Origin of the sequence: Amycolatopsis sp. lyj-84, from assembly GCF_046549075.1 — a bacterium.
Taxonomy (GTDB): domain Bacteria; phylum Actinomycetota; class Actinomycetes; order Mycobacteriales; family Pseudonocardiaceae; genus Amycolatopsis.
The window spans coordinates 660351-683892 of record NZ_JAJPWO010000002.1; the positions used below are offsets into that span (position 1 = coordinate 660351).

The window sequence follows — 23542 nt, forward strand, 5'->3', positions numbered from 1 at the left end:
CTCAGCCCATGCTGACGCGGTGCGCCGGTGCGTCCCCGTCGTGGTGGCGGTGGCGCCAGCGCTGGACCGTGCCGACGTAGGAGACGATCACCGTCGCCATCGCGATCAGGACCACGACCGGCAGCATGGAGCGCGGGAACACCGTGTCGTAGAGGTAGTAGGCGTTGAAGCCGCCGGGCAGGTCACCGAGACCCTGCTGGTGGCGGAAGTAGTTCTCGGCCGCCGTCAGCGGGCACGGCCAGGGGAAGACGTTGACGAGGATCCCCCATGCGGCGAAGAACACATGCACGAAGATCACCTTCGGCCACCGCCACGCGAGAAAACCACCGAATCCGATGAACAACAGCGCGAAAACGTGTACCGCGACTGTCACGTTCGCCAGGAAACCCGCCACCTCAAGCCCCCTTTCACTCCCCTACCTGCGACGTTACCCCTCTCGTATTGAGAATCGCTCACGAAAAAAGGGGCATCCTCCGTTCGCACACGGAGGATGCCCCCTTGGGGAAGCTTTAATCAGGACAGACCGAGATCGTCCTTGTTCAGAATGTAACGGTATTCGAGGCCTTCCTTCTCGATGGCCTCGCGCGCTCCGGTGTCCCTGTCGACGACCGTCGCGACGCCGACCACGTTCGCCCCGGCGTCGCGCAGAGCCTTGACGGCGGTGAGCACGCTGCCGCCGGTGGTCGAGGTGTCCTCGACGGCGAGCACCCGCTGCCCCAGCACCTCGACGCCTTCGATCTGGCGCTGCATGCCGTGCGCCTTCGCGCCCTTGCGGACGACGAACGCGTCGAGCACGACACCGTCGGTGGCCGCGGAGTGCAGCATCGCCAGCGCCACCGGGTCCGCGCCGAGGGTCAGGCCGCCGGCGGCGACGTAGTTCCAGTCGTGCGTGAGCTGGCGGAGCAGCTTCCCGATGAGCGGGGCGGCCGCGTGATGCAGCGTCGCCCGCCGGAGATCGATGTAGTAGTCGGCTTCCTTGCCGGACGACAAGGTCACCTTTCCGTGCACGACGGCGAGTTCGCCGACCAGTCTCGCCAGTTCGAGTTTCGCCGCTTGATCAACCCCGGGGTACGCCACGGCCGAGAGTCTTACACACGGCTCGCGGCGCACCACCGGGGTGTTTGCCGTGGTGTGGTCAATCACTGCCGGTGGTCGCGGCGTCCACGGCCTGACCGCGGGTGGCCGCCCAGGCCGGGACCAGGGTCGCCGTCAGCGCGAGCACCGCGGCGAGGCCGATGATGGACAGGTAGATCAGCGGCGAGCCCATCGGCAGCAGGGAATCGGCCGCCACCAGGCAGAACGGGACGATCGCGCCCGCCGAGACGACGGTGCCGAGCACGATCCCGATCAGCGCGACGAGCCCGCCCTCGAAGCCCGCCATCCGCAGCACCTGCGCCCTGGTCGAACCGGTGAGCCGCTGCAACCCGAACTCACGGCGACGGCGCACGGTCGCCATCACCAGCGTGTTGGCCACCGAAATCACCGTGTAGGCGATGATCATCCCGACCAGCAGGTAGTTCACCCACGCGCCGACGGCCTGGTCCTTCGCGTGCGCCGCGACGAGCGCGTCCCGGTCGCCGACGGACACCGGCAGCCCGGCCGTCACCTCGCGAAGCCGTTCGGTCAGCGCCGCGGGATCGACGTCCGGGGTGGCGCGGACCAGCAGCTGCCCGGCGAGCCCGGCGGTGGTGTGCGGGGCCAGGAGATCGGCCGGGAGCAGCAGGCTCTCGAAGCCGGGCCGCTGGCTGATCACCGCGACGACCTTGACGTCGGCAGGGGTGCCGTCGCCGAGCCTCAGGCTCAGCGTGTCGCCGATGCCGCGGTTGAAGTCCTTCGCGAAGACCTCGGGGAGCGCGACGCTCCGGCCGGTCAGCGCCTTCAGGTCCCCCTGGGTCACCTTGGTGTCGGTCGTCGCGCCCGCACCGGACGCGGTGAGGCCGATCGCCGGGCGTCCGTCGTCGGAGGAGTCGTACGGATCCTCGAGGAACACGCTGCTGGTGACGTACTCGGACGCGCCGGCGACCCCGGGCACGGCCTGGATCCGCTGGACCAGGTCCGGCGACAGCCCGCCCGCGTTCGAACCGATCACGGCGTCGGCGCGGACGTCCTCGGTGAACGCCTGGTCGGCCAGCTCCTGCTGGGTGGTCTGCAGGTAGATGTTCGCGGTCGCGATCCCGACGGCGAGCATGATCGGGGTGACCGCGCCCGCCGCCCGGACGATTCCGGCGCGGGTGTTGAGCACGGCGAGGTGCCCGTCGATCCCGCCGAGCAGGCGCATCGGCCATCGCAGGATCGCCGTCATCACCTTCGCGACGCCGGGGGTGATCATCGCGACGCCGAGCGCCCACAGGATCACCGCGGGCCCGGCGGTGCTGGCCGCGACCGGACCGGTCATCACCGCGACGGTCACGATGGCCAGCGCGGTGCCGCCACCGAAGCAGAGTGCCGCGAGCACGAAACGCGTCGGGGTCAGCCAGCGGCGGGTGACCGCGGCCTCGGCGAGCGCCTCGGTCGGCCGGATCTTCCCGGCCCGGCGGCCCGCCATGAAGGCGGCGATGAACACCGCGAGGATCGCGGCGCCCGCGCCGACGACCGACGGCAGCCAGCCTTGGTAGAACCGCAGAACCCCGGGCACCACACCGTTCTCGACCAGTTGGCCGAACAGCCACTCGCCGAGGAGCGGACCGAGGGCGGCGGCGAGCGCGGTGGCGAGCAGGCCGACGGCCAACGCCTCGCCGAGGACCATCCGGCGAAGCTGGCGCGGCGTCGTGCCGATCGCCCGCATCAGGGCGAGTTCCCGCGAACGCTGCTGGGTGGACAGGCTCAGCGTGCTCGCGACGACGAACATCGCGACCATCACCGAGAGCCCGCCGGACACCGCGGCGATGACGATCAGGTTGGAACCGCTCGACTCGGCCTCGGGGAATTCCGCGACGCCGCGGTCGATGCCGCTCAGGACGGTCGCCCCGGCCGCGGCCTTGGCGACGTTCGCCTGCACCTCTTCGAGATCGGCGCCCGGCTTGGTGAAGACGCCGATGACGTCGGCCTTGCCGGGGTGCCCGGAAAGCCGGGCGGCGTCGGTGGCGGAGAAGAACACGGCGGCCTGCGTGATCGACCGCGGCGCCCCCGCCACCCCGGCCACCCGGAACGATTCGGTCTCGCCGCGCGCGGCGATGTCGACGAGATCGCCGGGCTCCAACCCGGACGCGGACTCGACGACGACCTCGCCCGCGGCGGGCACGGCACCCGCGACCAGCGCGTACGGGGTCAGCGCGGCGGAATCCCAGGTGTGGCCGAGTGCCGGTCGCCCGCTCGCCGCGAGCGGGAAGCTCACTTCGCCGACGACGTCCGAAACGCCGGGCACGGACCGCAGCCGGGAGACCAGGCCGTTGTCGAGCCGGACGCGCTCGGGGAGCCGCGCGTCCTCGAACTTGCGCCTGTCGTCGGCGTCGAGGGAGGCCGGGTCTTCCTTGGGCAGAGCGAAGGTCTGCCCGCCGGTGACGAGGATCGGGGCGGCCGCGAGCCGCTGGGGTTCCGCGTTGCTGCGGATCCCGGTCTCCATCAGGCCACCGCAGGAGGCGACGATCAGCGCGCCGAAGAAGACGGCGATGAAGGTGCCGATGAATCCGCCCTTGCGCAGGCGCAGGGTCCGGAAGGCGAGTCGCAGCATCACGCACCCGCCCGCACGGGGCTGCCCCAGGCACCCAGGTGGGTCATGCGCTCGGCGACGACGTCCGCGGTCGGTGCGTGCAGTTCGTCGGCGATCCGGCCGTCGGCGAGGAAGATGACGCGGTCGGCGTAGGAGGCGGCCATCGGGTCGTGGGTCACCATGATCACCGTCTGGCCGGTCGTGCGGACCGAAGCACGCAGCAGTTCGAGGACTTCGGCGGCGGTGCGGGTGTCGAGGGCGCCGGTCGGCTCGTCGGCGAAGACCACCGCGGGCCGGGTGACGAGCGCTCGCGCGATCGCGACGCGTTGTGCCTGCCCGCCGGAAAGTTCACCGGGAAGGTGCTTGCGGCGGCCGGAAAGCCCGACGCGGGTGAGGATCTCCTCGACGACGCGGCGGTCCGGCTTGGCACCGGCGAGTTGCTGGGGAAGCGTGACGTTCTGCTCGACGGTCAGCGCCGGAAGCAGGTTGAAGGCCTGGAAAATGAAGCCGACCCGGTCGCGGCGCAGCTTCGTCAGCTTCGTCTCGCTCATCCCGGCCAGCTCCTGCCCGTCGAGCACGACGGACCCCGACGTCGGCCTGTCCAGCCCGGCCGCGCAGTGCAGGAAAGTGCTCTTGCCCGAACCCGAAGGTCCCATCACCGCGGTGAAGCCGCCGCGCGGGAACGCCAGCGTCACCCCGTCCAGAGCGATGACGCCCTTGCCGTATTCCTTGCGGACGCCGTCGAGCCGGACCGCGTCACCGTTCCACCCAGTGTTCATGGTGAAAACCCTAGGAATCCCAGGTCGGAAGCACCCTGGGGCAAACGTGCGTCTCCTTGGTAGGGCGCGCCCTACCTCACCTCGCCGGTCTTGGCGTCCACGATGACCTCGTGCTCGGTCCCCGTACCGTCGCGAAGCCCGACCTCCCAGACAACGGTGCCGTCGGCGGCGCGATCGATCTCCATCTCGTCCAGCTCACCGGGCTGACGCTGCTGCGCGGACCGCAGCGCCTTGACCGCGTCGACACTCGCTTGTTCGGCCTTCGCCAAGTCGTCGCTCGGTTTGGCCGTTTGCTGCTTGCCGAGGATCCGAGCACCGTCGCGGCTCACGCGCACCTTGTGTTCCTGCCCGTTCGACGCGACCTTGATCTCCCAGCCGTCGTTGGCGTGTTCCACGTCGAAGACTTTCCCGTCGGGCAAGGCGCCCGCCGCCGCTTCGATCGCCTTCACCGGCTGCGCGCTCTCTCCGCCCGGCGCCGGTGGCGGCGGGCCCGCCGGCGGCTCGGTGGAACAGGCGGCCAAGGCCAGCGTCAGCACTCCGGCCGCGACAAGACGTGATGACCTCATGATCGGAGAGATACCCGCCCGGCACGGGCTCGAACCGCCACCCGGCGAGGTGCCGGTCTCACTCGACCCTCAGGTACAGCCCTTGCCCCCGAACCCACCGCCGAGTTTGCGCAGCACCGCCCTCGGCAGCAGCCCGCCGACCGCGACGAGCGCCTTGTACTGCAGGCTCGGCACCGAGATCACCTTGCCGCGGCGCAGATCCGCGAGCGCCTCGTCCACGACCTGGTCGACGCCGAGCCAGAACGCCTTGGGGCCCGGCCGGTCCAGCCCGGCCCGCTCGTGGAACTCCGTGGTGGTGAACCCGGGGCAGAGCGCCATCATGCGGATGCTCTTCGGCAGCGAGGCCGCGATGCCCTCGGTGAACGAAGTGACCCAGTTCTTGCTGGCCGTGTACGTCGAACCGCGGCCGCTGAAGAAGCCGGCGACCGAGCTGACGTTGATGATCGCGCCTTCGCCGCGTTCGATCATCCCCGGCAGCGCGGCGCGGGTGAGCCGCAGGACCGCGGTGACGTTGACGTCGAGCTGACGCTGCAGCGCGTCCGGCGGAATGGTCCAGAAATCCCCGTTGAGGCCGAAGCCCGCGTTGTTCACCAGGAGATCCACGGGCTCGTCGGCGAGCCGGGCCTCGACCAGCGCACGTCCGTCCACTTCGGACAGATCGGCGGGCAGCACGACGACGTCGACCCCGTGCGCCTCGACCAGCTCCGCGGCGAAGCTCTCCAGCCTGTCGACGTCGCGGGCGACGAGCACGAGGTCGTACGCCTCGGCGGCGAGCCTGCGCGCGAACTGCGCGCCGATGCCGGCGGTGGCGCCGGTGATCAGGGCGGTGGATGTCATACCGGGAACCTACTCCTCAGTCGGGTCCCGGAGTCCAGTGTGAGTGTCACCCACCGTGGGGACTTGACGTGCATCGGCCCAAGCCGGGAAGTATCGTCCCGCACCATGGGGAAGCACAGCAGGCGCAAGCCGAGCTACCTGCCCAAAGTCGCGGCCGGCGCCGCGCCGCTGGCGTTGTTGTTCGCCGGTCCGGCCACCGCGCTCGCCGCCCAGACGGATCCGGCGATCCCGCTTCCTCTCGATCATCAGCGCGAAGGCACCCTCGAACGCGGGGTCGGCTTCACGAGCGAAGGGGACACGTCCGTCCTTCGCGGCTTCCTGACCAGCACCGAACGGAACGTCTACAGCAAGGACCTCGGCGACGCGAAGATCGTCGCGGACGTCCGCCGGTCGGCGAGCGAGACCATCGAGACCCGCGACGGCGTCACCGTCCGGCCCGACAAGGTCGGCGCGCTCGCCGCGGCGAAGACCGCTGAGGCTGTCACGCAAGGCCAGCGGGACACGGTGAAGCTCGACCGTTACGGCAGTGTCGTGGCCGGGAACGAGACCAAACTCGAGCGATCCGGCGCGCGGCTGACCGAGGCGGCGCTCGACCCGCGCACGGGCACCCCCAGCCTCGTCTCCCAGGACAGCCGTGGTGTCGGCGCTTCCGAGGGGACCTATCACTCCGTCCGCCCGCTGCCCGGCGTCGGCGTGATCAACGAGACCGAACAGCACGCCGCCGGAGGACTCGGCAGGGCCCTGCGGCTCGACGGCGGATTCTCCGGCGACCTCGGCGGAATGCTGGAGACGGGACGGTCTTCCGGGCACGCCGTCGACCTCGGTGACTTCGCGGCCGTCGGGACGACGTCGGCACAGCACGGCGGCGGCCGGTTCGAGGGTGTCCTGCCGCTGGACGTCGGCTCGGGCGCCGATTTCGGCCAGGAACACGCGCTCGGCGGCACCGTCGGCCCGGCGACGGGGCTGGTGACCACCGGGCAGGACGCGGATCTGGCGCAGCGCGGCGCGGGGCTCACCGGATCCGGCGCGAACACGATCAGCGGCGACCTCGGCATCGGCGACGTGGCGTCCGCCCGCGGCACCGCGACGACTTCGCTGCGCGGAGTGCTGCCCACGACCGATCCGGCACAGGCCGGGCGTCTGACGCAGTCCGGGACGCTCGACCTGACCGTGCTCGGTCAGCCGGCGCACACCGGCATGACCGCGAGCGCACTCCCGCTGGAGCTCAAGCCGTCCTAGCCCGGACCCCGCCCCGCCGCCACCCTCAATGGACAGGCTGCGCCTGACTACTCAGCTCTTGGGCTCGATGTCATCGGCGGCCTCGGCCTGCCAGTGACGACCCGGGGCCTGGGCGTTGTCGTACTCCTCGTCGAACGGGTCCACGATGTCGGCGATCTCGCCGAGGTCGCGCAGCAGCCGCTCGAGCCGCGACGGACCGGCGTTCGGCGCGACGCTCGCGAGCACCCACTCGTTCTCCAGCCACGCCACGCCGACGTCGCCGCCGAGCGAGTCGGCCGCGTCGACGAGTTCCTGGGTGATCACCTTGCGGGCACCCTCGGAATCGTCCGCGAAGGCATAGCGCTGGCCGATCGGGCCGAGCATCTCGGGCATGTCCTGGCGCTGGAACGGCACGCTGGACAACCACATCTCCAGCGGCGTCTCGTGCACGCGGTTGCAGCGCACGGCGACCACGACCGCCGGGATCTGGCCCTCGGTCTCGATGTCGAAGATGAAGACGGGGCGCCTCCCGTCGGAGGTGAAGGTGGACCCGGCCACGACGTTGACCGCCACCTGCGCGCCGAAGTACCCGATCGCGCCGCCGGACCACTGCCGCGGCAACCGCTCGTCCTCCTCGACGAACTGCCAGCCGCGCAGCTCGGCCCAGCGCATTCGCTCGCGATTGCGCGAGCCCTCCTTCGCCCGGTCGGCCGCGAGCAGCGCCAGCCCCGCCACCAAGGCGACGGCGGCGATGACGAACCAGATCCACGCCGGAATACCCACGACGGTCAGGGTATCCCCCTGCCCTCACCGGATGTGATCGCCGGGCGCCGTGTCGCGCCCACCTTTCGGTGGCGGGCGGGGGAAAGACCACGAAAGACGCGGGAAAACGTCGACAAGTCGCCGTGTCGCCAAGGCTCGTGAGTGGCAAGGACGGTTAGAACCGTCCTTGCCACTCACGAGGCCGCTGTCAGTCCACCCGGGTGACCGTCAGGGCTTCCGACGCCTCCTGGGCCGGAATGTCGACCCGGACCGTGTCGCCGTCCCGGACCTCACCGCCCAGCAACTGTTTCGCCAGCTTGTCGCCGATCGCCGACTGCACCAGCCGCCGCAGCGGCCGCGCGCCGTAGATCGGGTCGAAGCCGTTCAGCGCGAGCCACTCGCGCGCCCCGGCGGTGACGTCCAGCGTCAGGCGGCGCCGCGCCAGCCGCGAGGCAAGCCTGTCGATCTGGATGTCCACAATGGACGTCAGCTCGTCGGTGCCGAGCGCGTGGAAGACCACGATGTCGTCCAGCCGGTTCAGGAACTCCGGTTTGAACTGCCGCTGCACCACCGACATCACCGCGTCGTTGCGCTGCCGCTCGTCGAGCGACGGGTCGGCGATGGCCTGCGAACCGAGGTTCGAGGTCAGCACCAGGATGGTGTTGCGGAAGTCCACCGTGCGGCCCTGGCCGTCGGTGAGCCGTCCGTCGTCGAGCACCTGGAGGAGCACGTCGAACACGTCCGGGTGCGCCTTCTCGACCTCGTCCAGCAGCACCACCGAGTACGGCCGCCTGCGCACGGACTCGGTCAGCTGCCCACCCTGGTCGTAGCCGACGTACCCCGGCGGCGCCCCGACCAGGCGCGCCACCGAATGCTTCTCGGCGTACTCGCTCATGTCGATCCGCAGCATCGCGCGTTCGTCGTCGAACAGGAACTCGGCGAGGGCCTTCGCCAGCTCGGTCTTGCCGACGCCGGTCGGGCCGAGGAACAGGAACGAACCGGTCGGCCGGTCGGGGTCCGCGACGCCCGCCCTGGTGCGGCGCACCGCGTCCGAGACGACCTGCACGGCCTCCTTCTGCCCGATGACCCGCCTGCCGAGTTCCTCCTCCATGCGGAGCAGCTTGCCCGTCTCGCCCTCCAGCAGCCGTCCCGCCGGGATGCCGGTCCACGCGCTGACCACGTCGGCGACGTCGTCCGCGCTGACCTCCTCCTTCAGCATGACGTTCTGCTGGCTGACCTCGTTGGCTTCGGTCGCGGCCTGGAACTCCTTCTCCAGCGCGGGAATCCGGCCGTAGCGGAGTTCGGCGGCCTTGCCGAGGTCGCCGTCGCGTTCGGCGCGTTCGGACTCGCCGCGCAGCTGCTCCAGCTGCTCCTTGAGCTCGCGGACGCGTTCGATCGAGCCCTTCTCGTTCTGCCAGCGGGCGGTCAGCGCCGTCAGCGTCTCCCGCTTCTCGGCCAGTTCCGAACGCAACGCGGCGAGTCGTTCCTTGGAGGCGACATCGTCCTCTTTGGACAGCGCCATCTCCTCGATCTCCATCCGCCGCACCGCGCGCTCGACCTCGTCGATCTCGACCGGCCGGGAGTCGATCTCCATGCGGAGCTTCGACGCGGCCTCGTCGACCAGGTCGATCGCCTTGTCCGGCAGGAACCGGGCGGTGATGTAGCGGTCGGACAGCGTCGCGGCGGCGACCAGCGCGGCGTCGGTGATGCGCACCCCGTGGTGCACCTCGTACCGCTCCTTGAGCCCGCGCAGGATGGCGATGGTGTCCTCGGGTGACGGTTCGCCGACCAGCACCTGCTGGAAGCGCCGCTCCAGCGCGGCGTCCTTCTCGATGTGCTGGCGGTACTCGTCGAGCGTGGTCGCGCCGACCATCCGCAGCTCGCCGCGGGCGAGCATCGGCTTGATCATGTTGCCCGCGTCCATCGCGCCCTCGCCGGTCGCGCCCGCGCCGACGATGGTGTGCAGCTCGTCGATGAAGGTGACGACCTCGCCCGCGGAGTCGGTGATCTCCTTGAGCACGGCCTTCAGCCGCTCTTCGAACTCGCCGCGGAACTTGGCTCCCGCGACCATCGAACCGAGGTCCAGCGCCACCACGCGCTTGCCCCGCAGCGACTCCGGCACGTCACCGGCGATGATCCGCTGGGCGAGCCCCTCGACGATGGCGGTCTTGCCGACGCCGGGCTCGCCGATGAGCACCGGGTTGTTCTTGGTCCGGCGTGAGAGCACCTGCACCACGCGGCGGATCTCGGTGTCGCGGCCGATCACCGGGTCCAGCTCGCCGGCACGGGCGCGCTCGGTCAGGTCGACGCCGTACTTCTCCAGCGCCTTGAACGTGCTCTCCGGATCCGCGCTGGTGATCCGCGCGGAGCCGCGCACCTTGGCGAACGCCTCGCGCAGCGCGTCCGGGGTGGCGCCGTGCCGTTTGAGCAGGTCGGCCACCGGGCCGCCTTCGGTGGCGAGGCCGACGAGAAGGTGCTCCGTCGAGACGTACTCGTCGCCGAGTTCGGTCGCGAGCTTCTGCGCGTGCGTCAGCGCCTTGACCGCGTGCGCGTCGAACTGCGGGCTCGACACGGTGGCGCCGGTCGCCGACGGCAGCGCCGCGATCAGCGGCTCCAGCTCCTTGTGCACCTGCGCGGGGTCGGCCCCGACCGCGGTCAGCAGCGGTGCGGTGAGCCCCTCACCCTGCGCCAGCAGGGCGCCGAGCAGATGCGCGGCCGCCACGTGCGGGTTCCCCGCCATCGTGGCCGCCTGCGCCGCCGACGAGATCGCCTGCTGGGTCTTCGTGGTCGGGTTGAAAGCGTCCATCCCTCACCTCGTACTAGCTGTTTCCAAGTCTGTCGACAGGTACAACGTCAGAAAAGTTGAGTCTGTTCCGCTCAACTCTGAATAGGTCGAACTCCGGTCGGCGAGACGGCTTCCGCGGGCAACCGCGGGCCCACCCGGCCGAGGCCGACGACGGCCGCGCAGGCGCACGCGGCGACGAGCACCCACGGGATCCAGACTGCCACGGAGAACAGCGCGACGACGGCCGGAGCGATCACCGCGGCGAGGGTGAACGCGTATTGGAAAGCCGCCAAGTACCGGCCTCGCGCCTCGGGTGGTGCCGCGGCTTCGGCGAGCGCCCCGGACCGCGGGCCGAACGCGAGATCGCCCGCGGCCAGCACGAGGGTCGCGCCGAGCAGGTAAACCGGCTGGAGAACCTTCGGCACGAGCACCACCGCGAGGCACGCCAGGCACCACACCGCGAACAGCGCCGAGCCCGCGCGCATCGCGGCGATCCGGGTCAGCCTCCGGGTGAGCCGCAACCCGGCGACACCACCCAGACTGGTGACGACGGTGAGCAGCGCGATGATCGCGCCGGGAAGCCACCCAGGACCCTGCAGCGCGTTGAAGACGTACACCGGCATTCCGATGAGGAAGAAGTCCATCGTGAGCGCGAAGAGCCCGCTGAACACGATCAGCGCCAGGTAGGGGCGATTTCGCCAAACGCCGGCGGGGTTCGAAAGCCGTCGCACTCGCCGCTGGACCGGCGGCACCAGCGTCGCGAGAATCGCCGCGGCGACGACGAACGTGAAGACGTCGAGGATGACGGCGACATACAGTCCCTCGCGCCCGACCCACACCAGCAACCCTGCGGCCGCGAGCCCGCCGAGCCCGAAGCCCGCGGAGCGCACCATCGCGGCTTCGGCGAACGGCCGGTCCTTCGGCCCTTCGCCCGCGACGTCGGCGATGAGCGAGAACTGCGAGCTGTAGAACAACTGTTGTCCGGCCGCGAGCATGACCGACGCCCCGACGACGCCGGTGAAACCGCCGGCCAGCAGGAACGCGCCCGCCCCGGCGGCCTGGAGGAGGTGGGAGCAGATCATCACCGTCCGCGGGCCGAAAAGATCCACGAACCGCCCCGCGAACACGGGGACGAGCAGACCGGCCAGCGCACCGAGCGTGACCGCAGCCCCCGCCTGGGCGAGTGGAAGACCCACCACACGGATGACGAAGACGAGGCCCAGCGGGAGGAAGAGTCCCGAGCCGAAGTTGTCGATTCCCAAAGCGACCAGCAACGCGACCCTGCTCCGCACAACTTCGACGCTACCGGCGCCACAGCGCTACGAAAGGTCCGTTCAGTCAAGACCGACGGGTAGCAATGGCCGCCGTCAGACGTCGCAAGTCCGTACCGACAGGACAGCGCGAACGTCGGCGTTCATCTCCGCCAGGCGCGTGGTCAGTTCGAGGACCTTCTCCTCGTCCCAGTCACCGAGCGCACGCTCCATGAACTTCAGATAGCCGGCCCGGCGGCGGCCCAGTTCCTCGTGGCCCTGTTCGGAGATGCTGATGATCGACGCGCGGCCGTCCTCGGGCGCGGGTCGGCGGTCGACCATGCCCGCCGCGGACAGCTGGGAGATTTGCCTGCTCACGACGGAGAGGTCCACAAAGCGCCGTTTGGCCAGCTCCGAGGGGCGCGCCTCGCCATGCTTCGCGAGGTCGGACAGCAGCATCGCGGCCGCCGGATGCAGACCGGGGTCGTCCTGCCAGGCCTGCATGATCCAAGCGTGCTGCAGCTGGGAGGCGGCCTTCAGCTCACGCATCAGTTCGACCCTGGCGTCGTCGGCGGAGCTCATCGTTGCCTCCCAGCTACTTGTACAGTACAACTTTATTCGGCGACACTTGCGTAAGGCAACTATTTACCTCGTGAGATCGCCCACTGCGACCCGGATTCGAGTACACCCGTCCGGAGCAACGATGCAGGCAAAAGGTCTCCCGGCGGCTAGTCTCGCGAGCGAGCCGGAACCAGCCGACCGGCCGACAGCCACTGACCGGAGAGGTGAATGATCCGTGAATTCTTCTCCAGTGGTCCCCCGTCCGTGATCCAGCGGATTCCCCTTCCGGTATGCACTTCCCGATCAGCGACTCCCAGCCCGTGACGGCCGACGCGGTCAGCCCGGTCCCTCGATCCTCGGCACCGAGGGAGGCCCCGCCCGCGGTCACCGCGATGGTGCGGCTCATCCGTGACACGTGGGCGAAGTCGGAACCCTTCATCCCGGAGATCTCCCAGTTCTTCTACGGGATGCTGTTCACCCTCGCGCCCGCGACCCGGGACTTCTTCCCGATCAACATGGAGGTCCAGCGCGGCAGGCTGGTGCGGGCGCTGGTTCACATCGTGCAGATGGTCGACCGGCCGGACGACCTCGTGCCGTTCCTGACGCAGCTCGGCCGCGACCACCGCAAGTTCGGCGTCATCCCGCGGCATTACGAGGCCGTCGGCACCGCGCTGCTCGCTTCGCTCAAGAACCACCTCGGTCCGGACTGGACACCGGAGGTCGAACGGGCCTGGGCGGAGGCGTTCACCATCGTCGCCCGGGCGATGCAGGAGGCCGCCGCGGCCGACGTCAACCCCGCGTCGTGGTCGGCCACCGTGCTCGAACACCGGCGGCTCACCTGGGATCTCGCCCTGGTCCGCGTCCAGCCCGAATTCCCGGTGCCGTACCAGCCGGGGCAGTACATGAGTGTCGAAGTCCCGCAGCGGCCGAGGCTCTGGCGCTATCTGTCGCCGGCGAACGCGCCGCGCGAGGACGGCGGCATCGAGTTCCACGTGCGCGCCGTCGACGGTGGCTGGGTGTCCCGCGCGATCGTGAGTCACACGCAGCCGGGCGACGTCTGGCGGCTGGGTCCGCCGCTGGGCAGGCTTTCGATCGACCGCGCCGACGGCCGCCCCGTCCTGATGATCGCGGGCGGCACCGGCGTCGCGCCGTTGCGCGCCATTCTGGACGACCTCGCGCAGTGGGGCGAGAATCCCAAGGTCCAGCTGTTCTACGGTGGACCGTCGCGTGAGGACCTGTACGACCTCGACGAGTTACGCGCTCTCGCGGCCACGAACCCCTGGCTCACCGTGACCCCGGTGGTCGAGCGCGGCGAGGAAGCGCCCGGTTGCGTCCAGGGCACCCTCGCGGAAGCCGTCACCCAGAACGGATCCTGGCCAGGGCACCGCATTCTCGTGTCCGGTTCGCCGACGATGATCCGCGCGACGGTGTCCCGGATGCTGGTCGCGGGCAGCGCGCTCGACCAGATCACGTACGACCCCTTCACCATCGACTAGACCCCGGTGAATGCGACTCCACAATGGAGATCAGCAAAACAGCGCCTGCCGTTACGTAACCGGCTAATCGCGGAAAGAACGCCACCCGATCGGCGGATCATGTTTCGCCGCGAACTGGCGAAAAAACACTGGTGAGCAACGGAAATCGCTCGCGCATGATCACCTTTACTTAGTGCCAGATGGGGTTGACGGCGTGTATATCGTTTGGTCCGTTCGAGCGGGAAACATCCATTCGCGGATCCTTTTACGACTTTCGGGCATACAGTCGAGAACCTTCAGAGGAACAACCGCACCATCACGACATCGGGTCTGGAGAATATGCCCGATCAAACAGGAGAACATCGTTCACCCATGACAGCAGAAACAGTGAAATACGAACATCCACCGAGTTCGTCGAGATCTTCACCGGTTCCGGTCCCGCCCCTGGTCGAAGCACCCGCCGCGGACAAGACCGTCCAGATGGCGAAGCTCATCCGGGAGAGTTTCGCCTCCGTCGAAACGAGAGCCGAAGAGCTGTCCCAGTACTTCTACGGGGTACTCTTCTCCGTTTCGCCGGACGCCAGGGCATTGTTCCCGATCAACATGGCCACGCAACGAAATCGTTTACTGCGCGCCCTCGTCTACGTCGTGCAGATGGTGGACCGGCCCGACGAACTGACCACCTTCCTCGCCCAACTCGGCCGCGACCACCGGAAGTTCGATGTCCTCGGCCGCCACTACGACGCTGTCGGCGTCGCGCTCATCGCCGCGCTGAAAAGGTTCCTGAAGGACGACTGGACGCCGGAGGTGGAAGACGCCTGGGTCACCGCGTACGGCGTCATTTCGAAGAGCATGCGCGAAGCCGCGGGCAAGGAGATCGGGCCCGCGTGGTGGAAGGCGACGGTCATCGAACACCGTCTCGCGTCCCGCGACGTCGCCATCATCAAGGTGCGCACGGATCAGCCGCTCCCGTACCGCGCCGGCGGTTACGTCAGCGTCGAGGTCCCCCAGAGGCCCCGGATGTGGCGGTACTTCTCACCCGCCACCGCGCCGCACGACGACGGGACGATGGAGTTCCACGTGCACGCCGTGCGCGGCGGCTGGGTCTCGCGCGCGATCGTCCGCCACACCCGGGTCGGTGACGTCTGGCGTCTCGGCCCCTCTCTCGGCGCACTTTCGGTGCACCACACGGAAAGCCGTCCGCTGCTGATGGTCGGCGGGGGCACCGGGATCGCGCCGCTGCTCGCCCTGCTCGACGACATGTCACGCTGGCGGAGCAACCCGCCGGTGCACCTGTTCTTCGGCGGCCGGAAGCCGGAAGACCTCTACGCCCTCGACGAGCTCCGCGGGCTGACCGTCACCTGCCCTTGGCTGACGGTGACACCGGTGACCGAGGAAGGCACCATCACCGGCGGTGACCGCGGCACGCTGGCCATGGCTGTCACGCAGCGCGGCGACTGGAAGGACCGCGACGTGTACGTCGCCGGGTCACCGTCGATGATCCGCGCGACGATCGCGAAACTGCTCGCCGCCGGCACGGACCTGGCGCGGATCAAGTACGACCCCTTCACCCTGGACTGATCCAGTGGTTCGTTCGTATTAGGCCGTTCGGCTGTTCTACCTGGGCTCTATGCAGCAGTAGGTCTGTGAATCATTGACCACGGTCACCGTCGGATTTATGGTCTAGACCACATTGCTCCCCCTCACGGGAACACCGTCGTTCCACCCCAGGAGCCGGCATGACCGTCAAACGCAAACTCGTGGCAGCCGCCGCCGGTGCGATCCTCGCCCCGATCGCCATCGTGGCCATCCCGCAGGTGGCCAGCGCGCACGGCTACGTGCTGACCCCGCCCAGCCGCCAGGCGAACTGCGCCCAGGGCAAGGTTTCGGGCTGCGGCAGCATCGTCTACGAACCCCAGAGTGTCGAGGGCCCCAAGGGGCTCCGCAGCTGCAACGGCGGCGTCCCGGGGTTCGCGCAGCTCAACGACGAATCGAAGTCGTGGCCCGCCGCGTCGGTCGGCAACAGCGTGACCTTCAACTGGAAGTTCACCGCCTACCACCGGACCACGAACTACGAGTACTACATCGGCGGCACCAAGATCGCCGACATCAGCGGGAACAACTCCGCGCCGAAGGACCCGACGTCCCACACGGTGAGCTTGAACGGCTTCAGCGGCCGCCAGAAGGTACTCGCCATCTGGAACATCGCGGACACGCCGATGGCCTTCTACAGCTGCATCGACCTGCAGATCGGCGGCGGCAACCCGCCCACCAGCACCAGCAACCCGCCGACCACGAGCAACCCGCCGTCGACGTCGAACCCGCCGACCAGCACCAGCAACCCGCCCGCCGGCGGCACCTGGGCGACCGGGACGGCCTACGCGGTCGGCAGCACGGTGACCTACGGCGGCGCGAGCTACCGCTGCCAGCTGGCACACACGGCGATCCAGGGCTGGGAACCCCCGAACACCCCGGCGCTGTGGTCTCGGCAGTGAGGACACGGCAGTGAAGCTCGCCCTCGTTCTCGTCGCCGGTCTCGTGGCCCTCGTGGGCTGCGGGGCCGGCGATGGCTCACCCAACACCGCAGGCGCCCCGATCTCCCCGGTTCCCCAGTCGGCCACGGGCGCCCCGGCGTCCGCGGAGTACAACGACGCCGACGTGATGTTCCTGCAGATGATGCTCGCCCACAACAGCCAGGGCGTGGAGATCGTCAAGCTGGTGCCCGCCAAACAGGCGCAGAAGGAGGAGCTCAAGAATCTCGCGGCCGCCATCGAGGCGACGCAGCAGACCGAGAGCACCGACATGCGCAACTGGCTGAAGGCCTGGGGCAAACCCGAGACGGGCTCGATGGATCCGCACGCGCACCACCATCACGGTGGCGACGGGCTCACGGACAAGGGCCTACTCGAGGCACTGTCCAAAAAGGACGGCCAGGAGTTCACGCTCGACTTCGCCGACATCTTCGTCGCGCACCAGCACAACGGGGTCGCGCTGGCGAGGACCGAGCTGAAGGACGGCAAGAACCCGGAGTCGAAGGCACTGGCCCAGCGGATCATGGACTCGCGTACCGGCGAGGTCCAGCAGATCCGCACCCTGGTCCCCGGCCAGTGAACCTCGTGAGTGGTAAGGACGGTTCTGGTGGACCTGTATTTGCCTGCCCACTGGATACTGATGTCATCTCGGTGAGCTTGTAAACCTTGTTCTGGATGCCGATGTGGGCGAGTGGGGAGGATTTGAGACGTTCAACGTCCCAAATCCTCCCCACTCGAACCTGACACGGTGAGATTCCGGTCTAACCGTCCTTACCACTCACGAGCCGAGTAGGACGGGAAGTTCGGTGACGCCGCGCGAGATCAGCGTGCGCCGCCAGGAGCGGTCCTGCCCGGACGCCAGGGCGAGATCCGGGAACCGGGTCAGCAGGACCCGGAGCGCGGTGCTCACCTGGATCCGGGCCAGCGGCGCGCCGAGGCAGTAGTGGATGCCGTGGCCGAACGCGAGGTGGCCGGTCGCGGCGCGGTGGATGTCGAAGCCGCCGGGCCGGGGGAAGCGCTCCGGATCGCGACCCGCCGCGGCGAGGGCGATCATCACCGTCTCCCCGGGCGGGATCACCGTTCCCGATTCGCCCACCGGCCAGTGCGTGGTCGTGAACCTGCGGGTGGAGAACGGCTGAGGTCCGTCGTAGCGCAGGATTTCCTCGACGGCACGCGGCAGCAGATCCCAGTCGGCACGCAGCGCGGCGAGCTGATCCGGGTGGTCGAGCAGCGCGAGGACTCCGTTGGCGATCAGGTTCGTGCTGGTGACGTGCCCCGCCACGAGAAGCAGGAAGGTCGTGGCCCGGAGTTCGGCCTGGCTCAACCGGTCGGCGTCCTCGTCGGTGGTCCGGATCAGCGCGCTGAGCAGGTCTTCACCCGGGTCGGCCCGTTTCCGCTCGATCAGGCCGTCGAAGTACCGGTTGATCTCCTCGACGTCGATCGGGCCCGCCGAGGCGTCCCCGGCGGAGGCCATGATCCGGCCGCACAGCGCGGAGAACTCCGCCCTGTCCAGGAACGGCACTCCGAGCAGTTCGGAGATGACCGAGACGGGCAGCGGAAAGGCGAACTCGGCGATCAGGTCGCGCGGGCCGACGGCGGCGGCCATCCGGTCGGCGAGTTCGACGGCGATCGCTTCGACGCGCGGGATCAGCGCGGCGACCCGGCGGGCGGTGAACGACCGTGAGACCAGCCTGCGCAGCCGGGTGTGGTCCGGCGGGTCACTGGAGATCATGTTGGCCCCGATCGCGCCGGGCCCGATCCGGCCGGTGGCGCGCAGCCAGTTCTTGATCAGGGTCGGCTCCGCCAGCGCGTCGAAGGCCTCGTCGTAGCCGACAACCAGCCAAACCTCGCCGCCGCTCGGCCACCGGACGCGATGCACCGGTCCCCGCTCCCGGAGTCCGGCCAGCACGGCATACGGATCGCGGTAGAGATCCTCGGGCAGGTCGATGATTTCAGAACTGCTGATCACAGTGCTCCTTCGGAAGGTCTTCGGCGTGCAGTACTCCGGCGCGCAGCCGCCACAGGCGCGCCGATCCCGCCGCCCGGCGCAACTCCCCGGGCATCGTTCGCGCGCCGGGTACCGGCGACGGTGGTACCAAGGCCAGTTGAGCCCGGCCGAGCGGCGAAACACCCGCGAACGCCCGTTCCTGGTACTCCCGCCGGTCGGCACCGTGCCAGGCCGCGACGCCTTCGTCCTCGGCCGCGAAGGCGCTCGTCAGCGCGTCCCGCAGCCGACGGTCCGACCGTTCGTCACGCCAGCACAGCACGGTGACCTCGTGGTTCTCGGCGGCGATGACGGTGGAGCCCACCAACGGGAAACCGGCACGGGCGGTCCGCGTCGCGAGCGGGCCGGACGGTGAAGTCAGGGCCCGGACGGCAGAGCGGCCCACGAGGTCGCTGACCGCGCACGGCAGGGTGAGCACCGTCAGTCCGTCCACATCGGACGGAAGGACGAGCGGACGCCTTTCCGCGTCGCCATTCCCGGGTGTCACCGGCGCGCTCGGTGACGGCAGGGCGGAGGCGATGACGTCCAGTACGCGTTCCCGGTCCAGCGAAGGCGCCGCGAGGACCAGGACCGCGTTTTCGGGCCGATAGTGTTCGGCGGTGAACCTGGCGACGTCGTCGAGGGTGATCCGGTCGAGGCTTTCCCCGTCGGCGCGGGCGGTATCGGCCGACCGTCCCTCGGGCACGGCGGCTTCGGCGGCGGCAGGACCGAGCAGTACCAACGGATTGACCGCCCCGGCGCGCATTTCCAGCGCCACCGCGTGCCGTTCGGCTTCGAGTGCGGCGGCGCCGGACCACGCCGGGTCGAGCAGCCGGACCAGCGTCCGGACGACCCGGTCGCCGTGTTCGGGCACCGCGGCCACGGTGAAGCGGGTCTCCGCGTTGCCCGTGTGGCCGGTGAGGTGCGACCGGGAACTGCCGTCCAGCGCGGCGGCGATCCGGAGGTGCTCGGTCAGATGGGCCGTCCCCCAGGGGAACGGGGGATCCGCGCTGGATCCGGCGGAAACCCGCAGGCAGGCGCCGACGGTATGCGCGCCGGGCACCGGGAGCAGCCGGACGCGGAGCCCGGAAACCACGGTCTCTTCGGGCACGGTCATGTCAGGGACTCCAACCGGGAAAGCTGGTCCGGGCGCACTTCGCCGGTGACCGCGACGGCGGGCGGAGCCGAGTCGGGGACGCCGAGGTCGAGACCTTCCTCCGCCCGTTCCGCCACCGCTTCGGCGAGCCGTCCCAGCGGGAGTTCACCCCGCGCCCGACGTCGCCGGTCGGCCACCGCGCCGAACGGCTCGTCGGCTTGGACGAGCAGCAACGTGCGGCAGCGCACCGCCGCGTCGGCCAGTTCGGCGGAAACCGGCTGGCACAGCGCCTCGCGCACCACGTCGAGCAGGAGCGTCGCGGTTTCGGCCACGCGCCCGGGATCCACGAGCGCGTAGCCGCCCACGCTCGCCCCTCCGGCGCCTTCGTCCCAGCTCAGCGCGGCGACCCCGTAGGCGAGACCGCGCGCCCCGCGCAGCAGCCTGATCAACCGGCCCTCGGCTCCCGTGCCCAGCGACTCGACCAGCAGCGGTAACGCGCCGTCCGGCAGCGTGTCCGCCCGCAGCGGCAGCCGGACCGCGACCCTGGCGCTGGTCTCCTCGGGTACCGGCGCGGTGACCAGGCCACCGCGCCAAGGGTTCGCGGCATCGCTCCGATGGACGACCGGGCCGAGGGACGCGCCACTCGCGTAGTGGACGTCGATGCCCGTCTCCCGGCAGCGGTCCAGGTACTCCTTGACGTCTTCCGCCGAGACCCGCGCCATCGATTCGACGTCGCCCAATGGTCCACAGTGGACTTTCCCGGAAGCCGCTGTCTCGATCGTGTCGAGCATCCGCAGATAGAGGTTCCCCGAGCGACTGCGCAGCAACCGCGTCTGTGCCTCGCGCAATCCGGCCAGCTGCCGGGTGGCCGGTCCGCCGAAGCGGGACTCGTAGTGACCGGCCAGCCTGCCCAGATCACCCATCGCCGTCCAGTAGGAGAACGAGGAAACGTGCCCTTCGAGCCGGTGCCGGGTGTGCCAGCCCAGTTCCTCCCGCAGCGAACCGCCCGGGGTGGCCGCGATCCACCGCGCCGCCAGCGCGGCGAGACCTTCGAGACCTTCGGGATCGTCCAGGTATCCGCAAGGGAGATCGACGATGGCCGCGTCGGATGCGGGACTCACGCCGTCACCGCCTTCGGCAGGTTCCGGGCCAGTCGCGCCGCGACGACGGCCGTCGGCAGGGCGATGACCGTGGCGGCGATCCCGGCGACGGCGAGCACCGGCCCCGCCCCCCAGATGGGTGTCAGGAAGGTGACCAGGGCAAGGGAAACACACTGCGCCGAGACGACGAACGACCGCCGGAACGCCAGCACCCGACCGAGCGTGGCCGGATCCGCGTGTCGCTGGCACAGCAGCGTGTTGGGCATCGCGAAAAGCAGGTTGTGCGCCCCGGCCACGAATCCGGCGAGAAAGACCCAGACCGGCGAGGCGTGCGCGCACAGGACCACGAGGCCGATCACCGGCGCGGCCAGCGCGGCGCCCACGGTCACCATCACGGCCGGGTTGAGCGCGCCCCGCCGTTTGGCCACCGACGCCGACATCGTCAGCCAGCCGACGCCCATCGCGGAGGCGAACAGTCCCGCCTGCGCGGTCCGGCCGTCCGCGCCCACCAGCACCACCGCGAACTGCGGAACGGCACCGAGGCAGGCGAAGAGTGACGCCTCGGCCAGCACGGCCGTCCGAAGTAGACGGTCGCCGGTCAGGGCCCGCACGCCGTCACGCAGCATGGCGAGCGGGCTGCTCCTGCCCCGTGCGGCGGGCTGTTGACGCGGTATCGGCAAGGTGAGCAGCGCGGCGAGCACGAAACTGGCCGCGTTCGCCGCCACCGCACCGGAAAAGCCGAGCCCGACCGCGACGGCCGCCCCCAGCAACGGGCCAAGAGCGAGGATCGCGCCGTTGGTCACCTCTTGCGCGGCGTCGGCGGCGGCCAGGCGCGATGCGGGCACCAAGGCGGGCGTGAGGCTGGGCAGCACCGCCGAGTTGAGCGTGCTGACCGTGCCGAGCAACACGGTCAGCACGTAGTACAGCGGGATGTTCCGCAGTTCCACCACGAGCAGCAGCACGAGGGTGACCGCACCGGCGAGGAGATTGAGCACGATGGACAGTCCGCGCCGGTCGAACCGGTCGGCCAGCACGCCGGCCCATGGCGAGAACACGATCCGGGGCAGCAGGCCGGCGACGAACGCGCCGCCGGTCAGGCTCGCGGAACCGGTCACCTGCAGCACCCACAGCGGCATGGCCAGCGACTGCGCCGTGCCGCCGAGCCCGGACAACGACTGCCCGGCCCACAGCCACCAGAACGGCCGCCCGAGCCGCTCCTTGACCTCGGCGCCGGCGACCGCCGTCATCGTGGAAGCCGCGCCGCGTCCGCCGCGGCGACCGCCAGCTGCGCCTTGGTCCGCGATTCCCGCGGCGAGCCGAGCCATCCGTCGACGGCCCCGCAGAACTCGTCGAAGGCCTCCAGGCACGGCAACGAGGACTGGTTGACCTCGGCCTCCAGGCAGGCGTACCGGCCGATCGGCGTGATCTCCCCGTCCGGCCGCCGGAACTCGACGAGATCGACACTGAACACGCACGGGTGGCCGCCGGCGAGCGTGCCGAAGCGCTTGATCCGCCGCTGGCTGGTGATCCCCACCGTCTCCAGCGGCCCTCGCACCAGTCCGAGGTTCCGGAGATGGCGCAGCGGCAGGACGTCCCCGGCGGTCAGCACCGCCGTCAGCTCGCCGGGGTCGATCCGCTCGGAGATCTCCAGCGCGTCCCGGCGGCCCTCCCAGTCGATGGTCTGCTTGATCCCGATCCAGCCGATCCCGGCCAGCGCCCCCTGGTTCGCGGCGATGCGCAACGAGTGGCCGTCGGTGGTGAGGCTGCGCTCGGCGTCGTCGAGGTACAGGATGCTCTGGGTCGCGATCACCGTCTCGGTGAGTTCGGTGAGGTTCTCGCGGACAGCGGGGGAATCGAGCCACCGCAACGGATCCGCGCCTGCTTCGGCGTGGTCGAGTGCCCATTTGCTTTCGTGCTCGACACCCACGATCCGGGTCATCGGCCCGTCCTTTCGTCCGGCGAGGCAGGCGGGAAGAGGTGGAAGACGTCGATGTCCGGCTCGGTCAGCCCGAAGACCCGGCGGAAGGTCTCCCGCACCACCGCGACCGACTGCAGGGGCGGCTGGAAGTGCCCGGACTTGGTGTTGGCGACGACCATCGCGACCCGGTCCGCGCCGATGAGCACGATTTCGCCCGCCGCGCGGGCGAGCAGGCGGTCGGGGACCAGCATCGGATGCGCGACCGGGACACCGTCCACGCTGGCGCGGTTGCGCCCGAAGATCAGATCGACCAGTTCGAACGGCCGCGTCCAGACCAGCAGCCGCTCGTCTTCGTCGATGACGAACATGTAGGAGATGCCGGAAGTCAAGTGCCGCAACGGTTCCACCGGATCGCGCAGCTCGATCGTGTCCGCGAGGACGGCGTCGCAGACGGAACGATAGCGCTCCTCGAACAGTTCGCGGTCGAACTCCAGCAACGGTGGATCCGCCGAGAGCACCCTTCGCCGGGGAGGTGGCGCGGCGCCTGCGGAGGAGAGATAGGCCTGGCCGATCAGCGCACTCAGCTCGCGGATCCGGGTGGCGACCCGCTCCTCGCCCGGGTCCGCGGTCAGCACCGTCCGCAACGCGATCAGCTCCTCGTAGAGGACGAACACCCTCGCCTGCGAGTGCGGGCCATAGGAGTCCTCGGTCCGCCTGACGACCTCGGCGAACCGGGACAACAGCAGGCCGACGGAATCGGTGGTGGGCAATCCGGCCCCCTTCCGTGCAGGCACGGGCCGGGGATCGCTCCCCGGCCCGTGCCTGCGGAGCACTTACAGGTCGTCCGGGTGGGTGAAGCCCGCCTGCGCCATGACCAGGGCCTGGTGGCCCTCGTCGGTGGCGTCGAGCTCACGAAGGCCGGTCACGATGGCCTCGACCTTCAGCAGCTGCTCCGCGGTCACCAGATTCGCGTTCATGCACTTGCTCCTTCCTGGTGCGGCTGCGCCACGACCGATGACCGGCGTGGCGCG

At 69.8% G+C, this 23542-nt stretch carries 22 protein-coding genes; 5 read left to right on the forward strand and 17 right to left on the reverse strand.

The genetic code is table 11. The annotated features are described in order from the left end of the window. Position 1 precedes the first annotated feature (1 nt). The 6 genes from ACLJRM_RS08150 to ACLJRM_RS08175 form a co-directional block, all read right to left on the reverse strand. Entirely contained in the window at positions 2-394 is a 393-nt protein-coding gene (locus ACLJRM_RS08150) for a DUF2784 domain-containing protein (RefSeq protein ID WP_410601383.1), read from the reverse strand. A gap of 119 nt (positions 395-513) precedes the next feature. Then, positions 514-1077 (reverse strand): orotate phosphoribosyltransferase, encoded by a 564-nt coding sequence (gene pyrE / locus ACLJRM_RS08155; RefSeq protein WP_101611368.1) that lies wholly within the window; start codon positions 1075-1077, stop codon positions 514-516. Positions 1078-1135: 58 nt separating this feature from the next. Continuing rightward, entirely contained in the window at positions 1136-3670 is a 2535-nt protein-coding gene (locus ACLJRM_RS08160; RefSeq protein WP_410662679.1) for an FtsX-like permease family protein, read from the reverse strand. After that, entirely contained in the window at positions 3670-4428 is a 759-nt protein-coding gene (locus ACLJRM_RS08165; protein WP_101611370.1) for an ABC transporter ATP-binding protein, read from the reverse strand. The genes ACLJRM_RS08160 and ACLJRM_RS08165 overlap by 1 nt, the downstream gene beginning before the upstream one ends. Positions 4429-4499: 71 nt before the next feature. Further along, complete coding sequence (locus ACLJRM_RS08170) at positions 4500-4994, reverse strand: PepSY domain-containing protein (RefSeq protein WP_410662680.1); 495 nt, start codon at positions 4992-4994, stop codon at positions 4500-4502. 69 nt (positions 4995-5063) lie between these two features. Then, positions 5064-5831 (reverse strand): SDR family NAD(P)-dependent oxidoreductase, encoded by a 768-nt coding sequence (locus ACLJRM_RS08175; protein ID WP_410662681.1) that lies wholly within the window; start codon positions 5829-5831, stop codon positions 5064-5066. Between the two features lie 105 nt (positions 5832-5936). Here ACLJRM_RS08175 and ACLJRM_RS08180 point away from each other — a divergent pair, with 105 nt between their 5' ends. Then, positions 5937-7070 carry a hypothetical protein gene (locus ACLJRM_RS08180; protein WP_410662682.1) on the forward strand — a complete coding sequence of 378 codons (1134 nt, stop codon included), beginning with the start codon at positions 5937-5939 and terminating at the stop codon, positions 7068-7070. A 51-nt stretch (positions 7071-7121) separates the two neighbouring features. Here ACLJRM_RS08180 and ACLJRM_RS08185 read toward each other — a convergent pair whose 3' ends face one another. The 4 genes from ACLJRM_RS08185 to ACLJRM_RS08200 form a co-directional block, all read right to left on the reverse strand. Then, the gene (locus ACLJRM_RS08185; RefSeq protein ID WP_101611375.1) at positions 7122-7832 is read right to left on the reverse strand and encodes a hypothetical protein; all 711 of its coding nucleotides are present in this window, start codon (positions 7830-7832) and stop codon (positions 7122-7124) included. A 187-nt stretch (positions 7833-8019) separates the two neighbouring features. After that, positions 8020-10617 (reverse strand): ATP-dependent chaperone ClpB, encoded by a 2598-nt coding sequence (gene clpB / locus ACLJRM_RS08190; protein WP_101611376.1) that lies wholly within the window; start codon positions 10615-10617, stop codon positions 8020-8022. A gap of 71 nt (positions 10618-10688) precedes the next feature. Next, positions 10689-11888 carry an MFS transporter gene (locus ACLJRM_RS08195; protein WP_101611377.1) on the reverse strand — a complete coding sequence of 400 codons (1200 nt, stop codon included), beginning with the start codon at positions 11886-11888 and terminating at the stop codon, positions 10689-10691. Between the two features lie 75 nt (positions 11889-11963). After that, the gene (locus ACLJRM_RS08200) at positions 11964-12428 is read right to left on the reverse strand and encodes a MarR family winged helix-turn-helix transcriptional regulator (RefSeq protein WP_101611378.1); all 465 of its coding nucleotides are present in this window, start codon (positions 12426-12428) and stop codon (positions 11964-11966) included. 269 nt (positions 12429-12697) lie between these two features. On the opposite strand from ACLJRM_RS08200, the gene ACLJRM_RS08205 reads away from it, so the two are divergent. The 4 genes from ACLJRM_RS08205 (at position 12698) to ACLJRM_RS08220 (ending at position 16993) form a co-directional block, all read left to right on the forward strand. Further along, a complete protein-coding gene (locus ACLJRM_RS08205) occupies positions 12698-13903 on the forward strand; it encodes a globin domain-containing protein (RefSeq protein ID WP_410662683.1) in 1206 nt (401 codons plus the stop codon). 459 nt (positions 13904-14362) lie between these two features. Further along, positions 14363-15463: a globin domain-containing protein gene (locus ACLJRM_RS08210; protein ID WP_410662851.1), complete on the forward strand. Its 1101-nt coding sequence runs from the start codon at positions 14363-14365 to the stop codon at positions 15461-15463. Positions 15464-15621: 158 nt separating this feature from the next. After that, complete coding sequence (locus ACLJRM_RS08215) at positions 15622-16377, forward strand: lytic polysaccharide monooxygenase (protein WP_101611379.1); 756 nt, start codon at positions 15622-15624, stop codon at positions 16375-16377. Between the two features lie 10 nt (positions 16378-16387). After that, positions 16388-16993, forward strand: a complete 606-nt coding sequence (locus tag ACLJRM_RS08220) for a DUF305 domain-containing protein (protein WP_101611380.1) — start codon at positions 16388-16390, stop codon at positions 16991-16993. Positions 16994-17191: 198 nt separating this feature from the next. On the opposite strand, the gene ACLJRM_RS08225 is transcribed toward ACLJRM_RS08220, so the two are convergent. From ACLJRM_RS08225 to ACLJRM_RS08255, 7 genes are all read right to left on the reverse strand, one after another. Further along, entirely contained in the window at positions 17192-18382 is a 1191-nt protein-coding gene (locus ACLJRM_RS08225; protein ID WP_410662684.1) for a cytochrome P450 family protein, read from the reverse strand. After that, positions 18366-19514 carry a hypothetical protein gene (locus tag ACLJRM_RS08230; RefSeq protein WP_410662685.1) on the reverse strand — a complete coding sequence of 383 codons (1149 nt, stop codon included), beginning with the start codon at positions 19512-19514 and terminating at the stop codon, positions 18366-18368. Before ACLJRM_RS08230 ends, ACLJRM_RS08225 begins: the two co-directional genes overlap by 17 nt. Beyond that, complete coding sequence (locus ACLJRM_RS08235; RefSeq protein ID WP_410662686.1) at positions 19511-20614, reverse strand: hypothetical protein; 1104 nt, start codon at positions 20612-20614, stop codon at positions 19511-19513. Before ACLJRM_RS08235 ends, ACLJRM_RS08230 begins: the two co-directional genes overlap by 4 nt. Further along, positions 20611-21840 carry an MFS transporter gene (locus ACLJRM_RS08240; protein WP_410662687.1) on the reverse strand — a complete coding sequence of 410 codons (1230 nt, stop codon included), beginning with the start codon at positions 21838-21840 and terminating at the stop codon, positions 20611-20613. The genes ACLJRM_RS08235 and ACLJRM_RS08240 overlap by 4 nt, the downstream gene beginning before the upstream one ends. Beyond that, positions 21837-22532: a hypothetical protein gene (locus ACLJRM_RS08245; protein WP_410662688.1), complete on the reverse strand. Its 696-nt coding sequence runs from the start codon at positions 22530-22532 to the stop codon at positions 21837-21839. Before ACLJRM_RS08245 ends, ACLJRM_RS08240 begins: the two co-directional genes overlap by 4 nt. Beyond that, complete coding sequence (locus ACLJRM_RS08250; protein WP_101611384.1) at positions 22529-23281, reverse strand: hypothetical protein; 753 nt, start codon at positions 23279-23281, stop codon at positions 22529-22531. Before ACLJRM_RS08250 ends, ACLJRM_RS08245 begins: the two co-directional genes overlap by 4 nt. 63 nt (positions 23282-23344) lie before the next feature. Continuing rightward, the gene (locus ACLJRM_RS08255; RefSeq protein ID WP_158255745.1) at positions 23345-23488 is read right to left on the reverse strand and encodes a hypothetical protein; all 144 of its coding nucleotides are present in this window, start codon (positions 23486-23488) and stop codon (positions 23345-23347) included. Positions 23489-23542: the final 54 nt, after the last annotated feature.

Bases quoted from the DNA above. Each gene is read 5' to 3' on its own strand.
- ACLJRM_RS08160 (WP_410662679.1), bottom strand. From the start codon at position 3,670: ATGCTGCGACTCGCCTTCCGGACCCTGCGCCTGCGCAAGGGCGGATTC.
- ACLJRM_RS08165 (WP_101611370.1), bottom strand. From the start codon at position 4,428: ATGAACACTGGGTGGAACGGTGACGCGGTCCGGCTCGACGGCGTCCGC.
- ACLJRM_RS08170 (WP_410662680.1), bottom strand. From the start codon at position 4,994: ATGAGGTCATCACGTCTTGTCGCGGCCGGAGTGCTGACGCTGGCCTTG.
- ACLJRM_RS08175 (WP_410662681.1), bottom strand. From the start codon at position 5,831: ATGACATCCACCGCCCTGATCACCGGCGCCACCGCCGGCATCGGCGCG.
- ACLJRM_RS08180 (WP_410662682.1), top strand. From the start codon at position 5,937: ATGGGGAAGCACAGCAGGCGCAAGCCGAGCTACCTGCCCAAAGTCGCG.
- clpB (WP_101611376.1), bottom strand. From the start codon at position 10,617: ATGGACGCTTTCAACCCGACCACGAAGACCCAGCAGGCGATCTCGTCG.
- ACLJRM_RS08200 (WP_101611378.1), bottom strand. From the start codon at position 12,428: ATGAGCTCCGCCGACGACGCCAGGGTCGAACTGATGCGTGAGCTGAAG.
- ACLJRM_RS08205 (WP_410662683.1), top strand. From the start codon at position 12,698: ATGCACTTCCCGATCAGCGACTCCCAGCCCGTGACGGCCGACGCGGTC.
- ACLJRM_RS08210 (WP_410662851.1), top strand. From the start codon at position 14,363: ATGGCGAAGCTCATCCGGGAGAGTTTCGCCTCCGTCGAAACGAGAGCC.
- ACLJRM_RS08215 (WP_101611379.1), top strand. From the start codon at position 15,622: ATGACCGTCAAACGCAAACTCGTGGCAGCCGCCGCCGGTGCGATCCTC.
- ACLJRM_RS08230 (WP_410662685.1), bottom strand. From the start codon at position 19,514: ATGACCGTGCCCGAAGAGACCGTGGTTTCCGGGCTCCGCGTCCGGCTG.
- ACLJRM_RS08240 (WP_410662687.1), bottom strand. From the start codon at position 21,840: ATGACGGCGGTCGCCGGCGCCGAGGTCAAGGAGCGGCTCGGGCGGCCG.
- ACLJRM_RS08245 (WP_410662688.1), bottom strand. From the start codon at position 22,532: ATGACCCGGATCGTGGGTGTCGAGCACGAAAGCAAATGGGCACTCGAC.
- ACLJRM_RS08255 (WP_158255745.1), bottom strand. From the start codon at position 23,488: ATGAACGCGAATCTGGTGACCGCGGAGCAGCTGCTGAAGGTCGAGGCC.